This is a genomic window from Bacillus cereus group sp. BfR-BA-01430 (assembly GCF_022663115.1).
GTDB lineage: Bacteria > Bacillota > Bacilli > Bacillales > Bacillaceae_G > Bacillus_A > Bacillus_A cereus_BD.
Map to the genome: position 1 here is coordinate 178,608 of NZ_JAKUEW010000001.1, position 14,539 is coordinate 193,146.

The window sequence follows — 14,539 nt, forward strand, 5'->3', positions numbered from 1 at the left end:
ATATATAATGCAGATTAATTTAAATGAATTAGTTGGATCTAAAATAAAGATGACAACTGCAACACGTAAGTTAACAATTAAAGGCCAAACAGGGGAATATCGAATAGCCATTATTCCATTAGATTTATGTCATTACAATGATCAAAACGGACGAATTTCAACTTATATTAGTGAATATATTTCAAATGGGAACACACTTAATAAATCATCCCTAGAAGATTACAATAATGTTTTAGAAAAGTTCATCTATAACTCAAATCCTGAAGCACTAAAAGCTACGAAGAATAATATTAAACTTTTTAAACAAAAAGTGGCGGGTGTTGTATTAAACGACGGACGCATTATCGATGGAAATAGACGTTTTACAGCGTTACGTCAATTAAAACGTGAAGGTAAAGATGTATACTTTGAAGCAATCATTCTTAATCCAGATGAAGGATTAGAAGAACGTGATATTAAACGATTAGAACTAAACTTACAACATGCTGAAGAAAAACCTGTAGATTATAATCCAATTGATAATCTAGTCGATGTTTATCGTGACTTAATTGAAAATAAATTGTTCTCTGAACTTGAATATGGGGAAAATATAAACAAAAAACCAGCTGAAGTCGAACTATTGATGAAGAAAGCTGAGTTAATGGTTCAATTTTTAAATTATATTAATGCAGATAAAAAATACTATATTGCGCGTGATTTAGCACTTGATGGACCACTCCAAGAAATGGTACGTATTTTAGAAGGGCAACTCAAAGGAATTGATGTTCGTACAATCTTATTAGAAGACCACCAAGATAAAAGTGAACAGGCTGAATATCTTCGCATCAGAAATGCCTTATTTACAGCTATATTTGCTAAGCGAAAATTAAACGAATCAGAAAGTAAAGGCGACATGACTCGTGATATTCGTGAGATTGGCAAATTTATTATCAAAGCAACAAATCGTGAGGAGTTTTTAAATCAGTTTGAGGATACTGTAGAGGACGTTTACGAGGCTTTTCAGAATTTAGACGCAGTTGATGTGAATAGTGTAAAAGAATTAGGTAGGGACTTAGCAGATGTACGTCAAAAAGCACAGAAAATAATTGAAAAGCACGTAGAGGATACTCGCTTAATACTTGCGAAGGCGAAACCTGTAGACTTATTAAGTAAAGCATTTGAAGATTTAAAACGTATTGAAGTTGACCAGGTAAAATATATGGACCCTGCTACAGAGCAAGAATTTCTAACAGTATTCGAAGAAGTGCAGAAAAAATTGAAGGAATTTGGTGAGGCTCTGAATGTTTAATCAGCTTACTCTATATCCTTCATATTATACAGATACCTCTGACCTTGCAGAGGAATTTTATAATCCAGTTTTATCTGTAGCGAAAGTATATGACCGTGTAAGCGCATATTTCAGCTCGAAAGCCTTGGCAGCCTATGCCAAGGGGCTTTCGGGCTTAATTGGTAATGGAGGAAAAATGCGTTTAATTGTTTCTCTAGAGATTAGTGAAGAGGACTTTGAATCTATTAAAAAAGGATATGCATTACGTGAAGAATTAAAAAATCATATCCTAACTAGATTAGAAGATGAGTTAACAATTCAGGAAGAGAAAAACTTTTGTAATTTAGCACATTTAATAGCAAAAGGATACGTAGATGTAAAAATTGGATTTACTAAAAAAGGAATTTTTCATTCTAAGTTTGGATTATGTAAAGATGATAATGGAAATGTCATCTATTTTACAGGTTCGAATAATGAAACAGAAGCCGCAATTAAAGCAAATTATGAAGCATTTGATATTACAGCGTCTTGGTTGTGTTCAGACTTTGATATGCAAAAGTTATATAGGGCAGAACTCGAGTTTGAAAAACTATGGAGTTCTACAGATAGTAGTTCTTTAGTTTATGTAAAGGAAATCAATGAAATAGTAAAAAAGAAGGTTATCCAGTTTGACAAGGGGAGAGTAATCTTGAATACAGAAACATTAACCGATGATGCATTAATTTTAGATTATGAAGGAAATAAAATCGTATTATACGATAATTTAAGCTCTTATAAAATCTCTGATAAAGACATGGTAATTTCTCAAAAATTATTACCATATTATGATGGAGGCTATCCAAATTTTTCACCCGATTTAACATATATTGAAATGAACGCCGTAATCAAAATTCTAGAGAAATATGCAAAGAGAAAAAAATTCGAATTTATTGTTAGTAAGTCATTGAAAGAATATTTATCCACTGTGTCTTATTTCATAAAAGAACGTGCGGATTATGGAACAGCTATTAAATATTATGAAAAAGAGCCGAATCCACTTATCGAAAATCGATTTGAAAAATTTAAAAATATCGTCAACAATGAATTAGAAAGAACTCTGCGCCCTAAACAAATGTGGAGTGCATTTTATATGTATGAAATGAAAAATGCTGCGAATTTTTCTGTACCAGGAGCAGGCAAAACATCAATGATTTATGGGACATTTGCGTATTTAAATTCGCCTATAATTAATAAAGTTGATAAAATTGTTATGATTGGTCCCAAAAACTCATTCTTATCATGGAGAGATGAATTCAAAGCGAATTTTGCCGACAAAAAAACATTGGCCTGTTTAGATGTACAGTTAACTAAACTAAGCGAATTTGAATTCCGACTGGAAAGTGGAGATCGGAATTTGATTTTAGTGAACTATGAAGCATTGCCTAAATATGAATCTGTACTACTCGATATAATAGACTCTCGTACGATGCTGGTATTTGATGAAGTACATAAAATCAAAGGCTTAACTAGTATAAGGGCTCAAGCAGCCAAACGGATTTCTACCAAGGCTGGCTATAAGTATGCATTAACAGGAACACCAATACCAAATACTTATCAGGATATATATAACCTATTAAACATTTTGTATGATGAAGAATATAAAATATTCTTTAATTTTAACAAGAACGATTTAAAGGAACCTAGTCCTGTTATGGTAGAAAAAATTAATGATAAACTATATCCTTTCTTTTGGAGAACTACTAAAAAGGAACTTGAAGTACCACAAGTTAATGAAGATGAACTGGTACAAGTTCCTGCATCACATGAAGAACAAGAAATCATTAATATGCTTTATCGTAAATATGGAGGAAATGCTTTTCATTTATACATACGCCTCATTCAGGCCTCGGCTAATCCAGAGTTATTATTAAAATCATTAGACTACATTGAAATGTACGGAGAGGAAAATAATCCATGGAAAGATATGGATTCAGATGCAGTAGTATTTACTCAAGAAGAGATTGAACTTATTAAACGAATTCCTAAAACGTCAAAGTATTATGATGCTCTAAGATTAGCAGAGAAGTTACATTCTGATAAAAAGCAATCTATTATTTGGTGTATGTTTGTAGATACTATTGACAAAATATATCAAGATTTACGTATGAAAGGTATTAAAGCAGGCGTTATATATGGAAGCACCCCTCAAGATGAACGTGATAAGATGATTAAGGCATTCTTGAATAAAGAGATTGATGTATTAGTAACCAATCCTCATACATTGGCAGAATCTGTTTCATTACATCATACTTGCCATGATGCAATCTACCTGGAATATTCATTTAATCTTACACACATGTTACAATCTAGGGATCGTATACACCGTTTAGGCTTAAAGAATACGGATTACACTCAGTATTATTACTTTATGTTACAGGGGAATGAAGGCGAACGAAATACAATTGATGAGCGCATTTACTATAGATTAAAAGACAAAGAAAAAAGGATGATAGATGCTATTGAAAGAGGCGTTCTTGAGCCCGATCCAGAAGTAAATCTAATAGAAATTTTAGCTTTATTTGATAACTAAAGTTGGAGATGGGAAAATCGCTCCTTTACATTTTAAAATTCATTTTAGATTCACTGAGGAACATGTCATAATAATTAAGCGTAAATTAACACTAGAAAAAATAAAAAGGTGCTTAGTAAAACAGAAGCTTACTAAGCACCTTTTGTTTATTGGCGGAGGTAATTTATATACCCTGTTTTATCTATAAATAGTCGCTCTAATTCTACTGAATAATAAGGTTTTTTTTCATATCTTAGCAGCATTTTTTCTAACTCATCGTAAGAGACTGATTCTGAAAAAAGTTCCTCCAAAATACTACAAATTTGACCTAACTTTAGTGAAGAGACTTTACTTTGCTCTAAAATAAACATAAAGAACTGTTCGCTTTTTAATTTACGGTTGGATTCTCTAAAAAATAGAGTACCGAACAATTTTATAGATTTTAGATATGAAATTTGAGTAATAATGGATTCATAAAAAATAGAATCGAATCCATATTCATCTATTTCATGAGAAAAACCAGATTTCTTTAGAGACTTATAAGTAAAATACCCCTGACCCTTAATTGCACTAAAAACAGCTGCTTGATAAGATTCTAGATCTTTCTTTTTAAGATCCGCTGATTCCATTGTGTTTTTCGTAATATAGGAAGTGCTATCTACTTTAACGATGGAAAGTGATTTTTCCAAGTTTTTAAGGTACCTTTGGAAAAAATCAGTTTGAAAGATAGCTTTATCGGGTACAGCAAAATATTTTTGGCTGAAAATAGCATCATTAAAAAAATTATTTATCTTTTTATATTTTTTATTAAAAATATAAGGTGGACTTATTTTAAATCCTATAGCGTTTAAAAGTTTTTCATTGATTTCAAATATATTAAATCGAGGTATAAGCCTCTTAGCAAGATTATAAAATTCTTCTATCGTGTAAACTTCTTTTTGAATACTTGACTTAACTAACTCTAGCTCGCTAGGTAACAATTGTAGCACAGATTTTTCGATAGAATTCTCTATCTCTAAAGGAGGCAAATCAGATACTACGTCACCAATAAAATTAGAATCCAGCCAATAACACTGTTTTGTAATTAACTGTCCATCTGGCAATGCTGTTTTATCGTTACCGTTAGCAGCTTTAGGGCGAGTATGCATTACTTTATTGTCTTTTATACCCGGAAGATTATTTTCAATGATGGTTTTGCTTTTTTGTTTAACAGGTGTTAATGTTACGCCTGTTAAAATTGTATTATGTAAATGAGCCCAGAAATCTTTGCCTTCTGTTTCAAGGATGAGGCTAGGCATCTTCCAACTCTTTATTCCTTTGAAATAGAGCACGTCATCTTGTGTCTCGAAAACTATAAAAAGAAAAGATGTATTTGTAAATTTATTTCTAATGAAGCTGTCTTCCCACTGTTCTTCTGCTACTTTTTGAAAATCAATTTGTTCGAAAGACATTGGTTCTTTTGGAACTCCATTTTCTTGTAAGCGTATAGTTTTGACGGAAATATTGTTCTTTTTATATTTTTTCAATAGATTTTCTAATCCTGCATAAGTGAACATTTCCTTCACTAATGAAGCTGTTCCTAAATGTGGCCCCATAAGCAAAGGATTCACACCTATAACTTTCCCTATGGAATATACTGATAAGTTTTTAAATTGATTAAAAGAATCCATATTAATTTGAATATCTTTTTCCAAATCATTATCTATACAAGTACTATTTTCAAACATTTAATCACTCATTTCTCATTAGATTATTATATGTTTTACTATTTTCATATTTCAAAAAATACATTAAACTTATCACTTCCTAAATTAATTTATCCTTTTTAATACTGAATGCTTTACCTGTGCTTATAATCCTTACTAGGCCCATCAATTTTTCTTTGATTTTCTTGCCCCCCTAATACCTGAATCCTATTCATACCATGTATAATTACTATTTTATAACATTTTATTGAAATAGTCTTAAATGTTACTAATTTAAAGGGTTTCGAGAGTATAAAATATTTTGTGTAAATGAATAAATATAAAAAAGAAGACCCTCTCTAGTAGAATGGATTTACCACATAAGAATCCATAGAAAAGAGGTCTTCCTATTGTAAACGCTAAAACAAAATTGACAGTTTTCGCTAAGATATTTTTTACACTTTCGCCAAAAAAATTCAACTTTCAAGTAAACTAGAAGTATTCGTTTACTGGGGGTTAGTATTTTGGAGGGAAAATTAGTGCGAAATGCCTGGACCATCTCTTTCTAAACAAAAACAACTTATTACACAGATTCGTAATGGCGAAGTCGATGAAGCTGTAGTTGATGCTAGTGTGAAACGTATTCTGGAACTCGTTGTGAAAGCGATGGAAGGGAAAAAACTTGCGAAAGATGCTTATGATTTCGACCAACATCATTTCATCGCAAAACAAGTAGCAATTGAAGGAACTGTGTTATTGAAAAATGATAACGCTATCTTACCGATTCAAAAAGAACAAACCAAATCAGTTTTAGTGATTGGCAAACCGGCTATTTCTCCTCGAATTGGTGGTAAAGGAGGAAGTGCAATGGTTACGCCATATCGCTTAGACATTCCACTGGAAAAAATGAAGGAAATTGCTGGTGATGATATTACAATTCATTATGTGGATGGGTATGATGATTTTGATGCAAGTCAAAATGAAATGAATCAGCAAGAAGCGATTGCTTTAGCAAAACAAGTAGATAAAGTTATTATTTTTGCGGGAATACCAGAAGAGTTAGAAGAAGCAGAGGGATTTGATAAAGAAGTGACTGAATTACCAGATTCGCAGGTTCATCTTATCTTATCTGTTGTACGCGAACAACCTAATACAGCAGTTGTCTTATCGAATGGTTCGCCATTGACAATGACTGACTGGGTAGAGCAAGTACCTGCTTTAGTGGAAGGGTGGTTCGCTGGACAAGCAGGAGGAAGTGCGATTACTGATATTTTATTTGGATTCGCTAATCCATCAGGTAAGCTATCTGAAACATTTCCTGAACATATCGCCCATAATCCAGCACACTTAACTTACCCAGGAGAAAATGGAAAAGTTCATTATCATGAAGGAATCTTCATTGGCTATCGCTATTATGATAAAAAGAATATGAAGCCACTATTCCCATTTGGACATGGATTATCTTATACAGAATTTACGTATGAGTCGATTCAAGTAAATAAAGAAGCAATCAACGATAATGAAACAGTTGAAGTATGTGTAACAGTTCGCAATCGTGGAGAAATGGCCGGAATGGAAGTAGTCCAACTGTATATCCGCGATCGTGAATCGAGTGAAATCCGACCATTAAAAGAACTAAAGAAATTCGAGAAAATTCATTTACAATCTGGTCAAGAAAAGCAGATTACTTTTACATTAGCGAAACGTGATTTTACATTCTATGACGTAGCCTCTCAAGGATAGCGTGTTGAAACAGGATTATTTGATATTTTCGTTGGACGTTCTGTAGCAGATATTCGTTTATCAACTACAATTCATGTAACATCAACTGAAGTGAAGAAACCTGTATTTACACGAAAAAGCTTAACAAAAGAATGGTTGCGAGATGAGAATGGTAAAAAATTATTATGGATTTCTTTGCTCAGCTTAGTGATGAATTGAATATGGAAGATGAATACACTTTAGCTTTCCTTAAGGAATGTCCGATTCCAGCTGTTATTTCTTTATTTGGACAAAAATGGCTGGATACGAATGATGCTGAATCTGCATTAAAGTTGAACAGGGGGGAAGTCTGACGGCTAGTGAGGAAAAAGATCATCTCCTAACAGTATGTAATACGAATGAAAATTAAGATATGTGCAATTTTTTTGATTTTTGTTATAAAATAGGAATGTTGAGAAAAAAATAAGGGGATTAAGGGGAAAGGTGGAAATGCAGCATGAAGATTAAACAGTTTATGAGTGTTTGTTTTGCCGCTATTCTTACGGTAGGTTTTGTAAGTGGTTGCAGTTCATCTGAAAGTGCGACGGAAGTAAAAGAGAATAAGGTATACGAAGTTGGGGATACAGGAAAAACACAAAATGTTGAGCTGAAATTGGAAAGTGCGGAATTTGTCTTACCAGAACAATTTACGAAGCAAACAAATGATAGAATTTTAAAGGTGAATGTAAGTTTGAAAAATAAAGGTGATAAGGTAATTAAAATGTTGCCACAAGATTTTTCGTTATATCAAAAAGATGAGAAAACGAACCTGTATTATACGTCAGATCCAAATATGTTAAAAGGGGGAGACGTCGATAAGGGGAGAAAAGTATCTGGAGCCATTTATTATGATGTGAAAGATTCTGCTTCTTATGAATTGGTTTATAAAAAGTTTGTAATGGATCCGAAAAAAGAAAAAGAAGAGAAAATTTCATTTAAAATTCAAGGAAAAGAATTGGCGAAAAAAGCAAAAGAGTTACAAAGACCTGCTGAGGCTTTGAGTGCATATTTAAATGCAGCCTTCTATGATAAAGATTCTGATAAAATTAATGATTTATCAGGTGAAGATGGTACTGCGTTTGTGAAAGAAGTAGAATCTTCTTTTAAAAGTACAAATGATAGAATCTTTAACAATCAAATCGATGAGCAAGGGTTGTTAAATTACTTTAAAGCTTTAAAAACAGCATTTCAAAAAAATGTGAAATTTGAAACGAAGGTAATATCCCAAAATGGAGATAAAGCGCAAGTTGAATTAAAAGCGAAACCAATTATATTGAACGATTTGAGATCTAAAGTTCAAAGTGAAGGGATGACAATCGCAAATCAAAATCCAAATATCACAGAAGAGGAGCTAACGAAGAAATTATTCGATTATGCAGTACAGTTAATACCAGAAGCAAGACCTAGTGATACGGAAGAAATAGTTAAAATTACTATGCTGAAACAAGGGAAAAATCAATGGCGTTTAGATACAGCCTCCGCAAATCAAATTATGAAAGTATTTATTAAATAATCGTAGTAAGCATTTTGTGTCTCTTATATGTCAACGTCGAATAGTAACTATGAACTAGGCGTGTGTAGACGGTAAAGCTATTGATATAGAAAGACAGATTATCACATGAAAAGTACAAAACTTTGGAGAGAATAAAATGCAACTGTTTGATGGTAAGAATTTCTAAACATCCCATTTCGTAAAACAAAAATAAACGTAGGAAAAGGATTAGGTGCTGCAACCTAGTCCTTTTCCTTTCTTAATAAGAGTGTAGAAAGGCGTAAGAAACATCATTGAATTAAAATGGATTCTGACCATTCGTTTATATAGTTTTTGTGTATGTATCGAAAAGTTAGCTGTTATCTCAATAATGAGACAGCCTCTGCCGATTTTGTTATTTGAGCTAAATCCAGTATGTATAAAGAGAGGCAGCGCCATCCGATAGATATGGTAAGTGTTCTTTCAACTTGTGAAAAACAAAGGCAAATCCGTTTTAATGTGGGATTCGTAATGTTCAAATTGCAGCATATTTTTTCATGTTAACGGGAATTTTATTTTGTTAGTTTGCTAGCAATGTGGCGGTCCTCTTATTAAAGGGAAACAGTAGAAAGAAATGTAGTCTCTTATATTAGGCTTTACAAAGTAGAGATTTGTGCAATCAATTATTATTCCAAAACTTAAAAGTTAGAATTTTTTCAATATTATATAATTTATTTTCAGAATCTTGTGCTATGATTAACCTGTAATTGAAATGTAGCTCTTACATTTGGTGCAAGTATTGGTTATAGCGGTGTAGATAAAAGTTGTTAGATGGACTCATTGAAATTCTAAAATATGAAAGGAAGATCGCATATGAAAGCAGTAGTGGTTAATAAAAACAGCAAAGCAAACATTGAAGTTATCGAAAAAGAATTACGTCCGTTACGAGCAGGTGAAGCGTTAGTAGATGTAGAATATTGCGGAGTTTGTCATACTGACTTACACGTTGCAAATCATGACTTTGGTAACACAGATGGTCGCATTCTTGGGCACGAGAGCATAGGAATTGTAACGAAAATTGCGGATGATGTTACTTCACTTCAGGTTGGTGACCGTGTAAGTATCGCATGGATGTTCCAATCTTGTGGTCGTTGTGAATATTGCGTAACTGGTAGAGAAACCTTTTGTCGTGAAGTTAAGAATGCGGGTTATACAGTAGATGGTGGTATGGCTGAACAATGTATCGTTACTGCTGATTATGCGGTAAAAGTACCAGAAGGATTAGATCCTGCTCAAGCATCATCCATCACATGTGCTGGTGTAACTACATATAAAGCAATTAAAATATCCAATATTAAACCTGGCCAATCTATCGTAATCTACGGTTGTGGTGGATTAGGTAACCTTGCTGTCCAATATGCGAAACATGTATTTGGTGCAAAGGTTATTGCAGTAGATATCAATGATGACAAATTAGCATTGGCTAAAAAGGTTGGTGCTGATATGACAATCAATCCAACTACTCAAGGTCTTGCTGATAAGATGATTCAAGAGGAATTTGGCGGTGCTTATGCTGCTGTAGTAACAGCAGTTTCTAAAGTGGCCTTCAACTCAGCGGTTGATGCAGTCCGTGCTTGCGGTAAAGTCGTTGCGGTAGGTTTACCAGTAGAAACTATGGATTTAAGCATTCCACGACTTGTATTAAATGGAATTGAAGTAGTAGGTTCTTTAGTTGGTACTCGTAAAGACTTAGAAGAAGCATTTATGTTCGGTGCAGAAGGAAAAGTAGTGCCGGTTGTTCAAACTTGTTCATTAGATGAAGTACAAAATGTATTCGAAGAAATGGAGCAAGGTAAGATTCAAGGTCGTATGGTAATCGATTTTAAACAGCATAAGTGTAATTGCTAGTGTAAACAATTTATTTTGTTGTCATTATCGTTGATGCGATGCTCTTAGTAAATATGAAAAAGGCAGGTTCTTGGGGATCAGTCTGGTATGAAATGAAGTCACTAAAAACTCTATTTAGTTTCACTTGGTGAGATATTCGCCGATTCAATCGACGAATATCTCACCTCTTTAGTTTATAATAGAGAGATTAAATAAATGAGCAATCTGATTACAACATACATTCTATTCTTTTGATAAGTCATTATACCGAAGATGAAAGATAGTATCTTTTTCTCTTATTTTCTCCGAATACCAATTGTTCTTCCAGCTTGTTTCGGTTTTTGTAAACTTCTATGTGATTTGCCAAGCCTTTCAATACGCGTGTAAATCTCAGGCGGGAAAGGGGCAGGGCGGCCTTTGTTCATATCCATGCCCATCAACATTTGTTCACTCGTTGCGAGTAGTTCTCCTTGTTCATTTTCCATTGTGAAAAAGATATGCAATCGTTTTGGGTCATAATCTAATAGCTGGATTTTGACTTGAAGAGCTTGTCCTTCATGAGCTTCAGCTATATAGCAAAGGTGCGTTTCCAATGTGTAAATGGAATATTGCTGATTGTTACGAAAATCGGCATTGATTCCTAATTCGATCATGAATTGGTCTACGGCCATACTGAAGACGACGGCGTAGGCCGCATCTGTCATATGCCCATTATAGTCAATCCAATCTTTTTGGACGCTTTTTTGTAAAAGTGGGTTTTCAATTTGAGGCAATTGATTTTCTCCTTTCTTGTTAAAGCTTTCCGTTTAAGTTTGCTCCTGGCCAATATTTTTCAAGTAATTGAATCAGCTCAATTAAGAATTTATCACGACGTTGTTCTAGTTCTGTCATGGAATGTCCAGTTGTTTGCGCTTCACATCCTGCAACGACTTGATTGGTCAGTTCGGTAGTTAGTTCTGGTGCGACTAATTTCGTCCATGGCAGTTGTAAGGCTGGACCAAATTGCTTCAGCATATGTCTCATTCCTTGTTCACCACCTGCAAGATGAAGGGTGAGAAACGGTCCCATAAGTGCCCAGCGCAATCCTGGGCCATAGATAATCGCTGCGTCCACTTCTTCCGTTGTGGCAACACCGTCATTGATCAGGTGTAGTGCTTCGCGCCATATCGCTTCCATAAGGCGGTCAGCAACATGTCCTTCCACTTCTGTTGAAATGACAAGCGGTTTCATATGAATAGATTGATAAAAGTGCTCTGCCATTTTTATCGTTTTAGGAGAAGTAGCTTTTCCGCCAACTAATTCTACGAGTGGAATTAAATAAACGGGATTGAATGGATGTGCAACAATGACGCGTTCCGGTCGTTGGCAATCTTCTTGTAACGTACTTGGCTTTAGTCCGGAAGTGCTTGAGGCAATAATGGCTTCCGGTTTAGCGAAACGGTCAATTTCAGCTAAAACGTTTCTTTTTAACGCTTCTCGCTCAGGGACATTTTCTTGAATTAAATCGGCATCTGCTACAGCTTTTGCTAAGTCTGGTTCGAACGTGAGTCTATCTTTAGAAGCTCCTTGCGCTAATCCTTGTTTTTCAAGTGCTGGCCAAGCATTCTCTACACTTTGTCTTATACGTATTTCTGCATGTTCTGCGATGTCAGTTGCAACGACATCATAGCCTTGTGATAGAAAACGAGAAATCCATCCATTTCCAATAACACCTGTTCCAACAACGGTTACTTTTTTAATCATATTTGAGCTCAAATTATTCCGCCTTTCCATAAGGATTTCTTAATCCTAGCTGTTTCCGTGCTTCTTCTGGTGTCATGGGTGTAGCACCTAATCCGCTCATGGTCGTGACAACGCGGTCTACTAACTGTGCATTTGTTGCAAGCACGCCTTTATCTAAATAAAGGTTATCCTCCAGTCCTACGCGAACATTTCCGCCTAGAAGGATGGACTGAATCGCCACCTGCAGTTGCATCCGGCCAATTCCAAATGCTGACCAGTGAGCATTTTCAGGAAGTTTATCGCGCATATACAGCATTGTTTCTGTATCCGCTTCTGCTCCCCATGGGATTCCGAGGCAAAATTGGAACATCGGATTACCATCGATAAGGCCTTCTTCTATTAATTGTTTCGCAAAGCGAACATGACCGGTATCAAAGCACTCTAATTCAGGCTTCACACCGCTTTTTTGAATGAGGAGCGCTTGCTTGCGTAGCCAATCTGTTGGACTGACGTAAAGTTGGTCGCCAAAATTTAGACTTCCGCAATCTAATGTACAGATTTCAGGTAATAAAGCTTCTACAGGCTCATGACGCTCTTCTGGTGTTTGCATGTCCGTTCCAGGACCGCCAATTGTTGGATCCTCTTCGCTTGGAATCCAATCACCGCCGCCTCCAGCCGTAATATTTAAAATAACATCTGTATCGGATTCTCGAATTCTTTCCACTACTTCTCTAAATAAAGCAAGATCATGACTTAGCGCTCCCGTTTTTGGATCACGTACATGGATATGAGCGATTGTGGCACCGGCCTTCGCAGCTTCAATGGATGCTTGTGCGATTTCTTTTGGGGTAACTGGTACGTGTGAGCTTTTTTTCGTCGTGTCTCCAGCTCCTGTTACTGCGCATGTTACGATTACATTTTGATTCATGTTATCTCCTCCTTTTTTTCATCCTGTACGAACGGGCACTTATAAATTAAGAGAAGCGAAAGTGCCTGACTCGTTCCATGAACCATGAGTGAGAATATGGATGGTTCATTCCTTTTTTTGAATCTCTTCCATTTTAAAACTAATAATTCGAAATAGAAAGATATTTCTTGAAATAACAACATCTTAAACGGAGATTATTTTTCAAACAATTCAACTTCAGTTTTATTCTGTAAAGGAATGAAGCAAGCAATTAAAACCTATTTTGTTCCTTTAATAAGTAACAAGGGATATGAAAATGCGGTAAAATATTGGTAATGAATGAAGGGGATAGAGTGCTGATTTTCCCGAATTATTGCATCTTCCCCTTTGATTGTCGCAGTCGTTTTTCCCTTTATACCATGGTAAAGTACACAATATGATTTTTCTTTGTTTTAGTATTTTAATAGGAGTGTTTATGAAGGGGATTTGCTAGTTTGCTCTTTAGCTAAAGGGATATTTGTATAGATGAGGAGGAAAGAGAATGAAAATTGTATGTATAGGAGATAGTTTGACAGAAGGATTAGGTGTTGAGAAAGAAAAATCTTGGCCAATGGTGTTAGCGGAGTTAGGAAAATTTGATGTTATAAATAGAGGGATTTCTGGTGATACAACAGCGGGTATGCTCGGCCGTTTTTATCACGAAGTTATCAATGCTCAGGCTACGCATTGCATCATTATGGGTGGTCATAATGATTTATGGTGGGACATGCCAATCAATATGATAGTAGCGAATGTATATAGTATGGTAAAACAGTCACTTCATCATCATATTACACCGATAATCGGAATTCCTATTCCGCTCTATAGGGAAGGAATTAATCGTCAAAGCGCCGGGGAGCCTATCGCTGGTTATGAAGTGTTTCAGCATAAGCAATCTCAATTGATTCATGATGTAAAACATATGGCGAGCGAAAACGGTTGGCATTATATCGACTTTTATCATTTGTACATGGATGAAAGAGAGGCTGTGAATTCTTCTTATTTTGTAAAGACGGACGGCATTCATCCGAATGAAGAAGGGCATCGGGATATGGCAGAGTTTGCATGGAAAGAGCTTAGGAAATGGTATCCAGCTTATTTGTCTTGATGAACCGATCTGGTTAAGACCCCCTTATAAGCCCCTTATAACCCTCTATTCATACATAAATCATGAAAAAGAAACAAAATAAAAAACAATGACAAGCTTTTCTTCGAAGAATAGTAGTCGTGAAAAAATATACAATCATCCCGC

At 35.0% G+C, this 14,539-nt stretch carries 11 protein-coding genes; 7 read left to right on the top strand and 4 right to left on the bottom strand.

What is annotated here, in order from left to right; genetic code table 11:
- Positions 1–7: 7 nt before the first annotated feature.
- Positions 8–1,288, top strand: coding sequence for a ParB/RepB/Spo0J family partition protein (locus tag MR058_RS00965; RefSeq protein ID WP_242142017.1), 1,281 nt, complete (start codon positions 8–10; stop codon positions 1,286–1,288).
- Positions 1,281–3,836, top strand: coding sequence for an SNF2-related protein (locus MR058_RS00970; RefSeq protein WP_242142019.1), 2,556 nt, complete (start codon positions 1,281–1,283; stop codon positions 3,834–3,836). Before MR058_RS00965 ends, MR058_RS00970 begins: the two co-directional genes overlap by 8 nt.
- A 146-nt stretch (positions 3,837–3,982) precedes the next feature.
- On the opposite strand, the gene MR058_RS00975 is transcribed toward MR058_RS00970, so the two are convergent.
- On the bottom strand, positions 3,983–5,542 hold the full coding sequence (locus MR058_RS00975) for a MutH/Sau3AI family endonuclease (RefSeq protein WP_242142020.1): 1,560 nt from the start codon (positions 5,540–5,542) through the stop codon (positions 3,983–3,985).
- A gap of 504 nt (positions 5,543–6,046) precedes the next feature.
- Between MR058_RS00975 and MR058_RS00980 the strand changes: the two genes are divergently transcribed.
- The 4 genes from MR058_RS00980 to adhP all read left to right on the top strand — a co-directional run bounded on the left by MR058_RS00980 (position 6,047) and on the right by adhP (position 10,640).
- Complete coding sequence (locus MR058_RS00980) at positions 6,047–7,243, top strand: glycoside hydrolase family 3 C-terminal domain-containing protein (protein WP_242142022.1); 1,197 nt, start codon at positions 6,047–6,049, stop codon at positions 7,241–7,243.
- Between the two features lie 164 nt (positions 7,244–7,407).
- Positions 7,408–7,575, top strand: coding sequence for a hypothetical protein (locus tag MR058_RS00985; protein WP_242142024.1), 168 nt, complete (start codon positions 7,408–7,410; stop codon positions 7,573–7,575).
- Positions 7,576–7,718: 143 nt separating this feature from the next.
- Entirely contained in the window at positions 7,719–8,774 is a 1,056-nt protein-coding gene (locus MR058_RS00990) for a DUF5105 domain-containing protein (RefSeq protein WP_242142026.1), read from the top strand.
- An 831-nt stretch (positions 8,775–9,605) separates the two neighbouring features.
- Positions 9,606–10,640 (top strand): alcohol dehydrogenase AdhP, encoded by a 1,035-nt coding sequence (gene adhP / locus MR058_RS00995; RefSeq protein WP_242142027.1) that lies wholly within the window; start codon positions 9,606–9,608, stop codon positions 10,638–10,640.
- Positions 10,641–10,915: 275 nt separating this feature from the next.
- On the opposite strand, the gene MR058_RS01000 is transcribed toward adhP, so the two are convergent.
- Genes MR058_RS01000 through MR058_RS01010 form a run of 3 tightly spaced genes read right to left on the bottom strand, consistent with a single transcriptional unit; the run spans position 10,916 to position 13,269 of the window.
- Positions 10,916–11,392 carry a thioesterase family protein gene (locus MR058_RS01000; RefSeq protein ID WP_242142029.1) on the bottom strand — a complete coding sequence of 159 codons (477 nt, stop codon included), beginning with the start codon at positions 11,390–11,392 and terminating at the stop codon, positions 10,916–10,918.
- 19 nt (positions 11,393–11,411) lie between these two features.
- Positions 11,412–12,392: an L-carnitine dehydrogenase gene (locus MR058_RS01005; RefSeq protein WP_242142031.1), complete on the bottom strand. Its 981-nt coding sequence runs from the start codon at positions 12,390–12,392 to the stop codon at positions 11,412–11,414.
- The gene (locus MR058_RS01010; protein WP_242142033.1) at positions 12,376–13,269 is read right to left on the bottom strand and encodes a beta-keto acid cleavage family enzyme; all 894 of its coding nucleotides are present in this window, start codon (positions 13,267–13,269) and stop codon (positions 12,376–12,378) included. The genes MR058_RS01005 and MR058_RS01010 overlap by 17 nt, the downstream gene beginning before the upstream one ends.
- Positions 13,270–13,789: 520 nt before the next feature.
- Here MR058_RS01010 and MR058_RS01015 point away from each other — a divergent pair.
- Positions 13,790–14,395, top strand: a complete 606-nt coding sequence (locus MR058_RS01015; RefSeq protein WP_242142035.1) for an SGNH/GDSL hydrolase family protein — start codon at positions 13,790–13,792, stop codon at positions 14,393–14,395.
- The last annotated feature ends 144 nt before the right edge of the window (positions 14,396–14,539 follow it).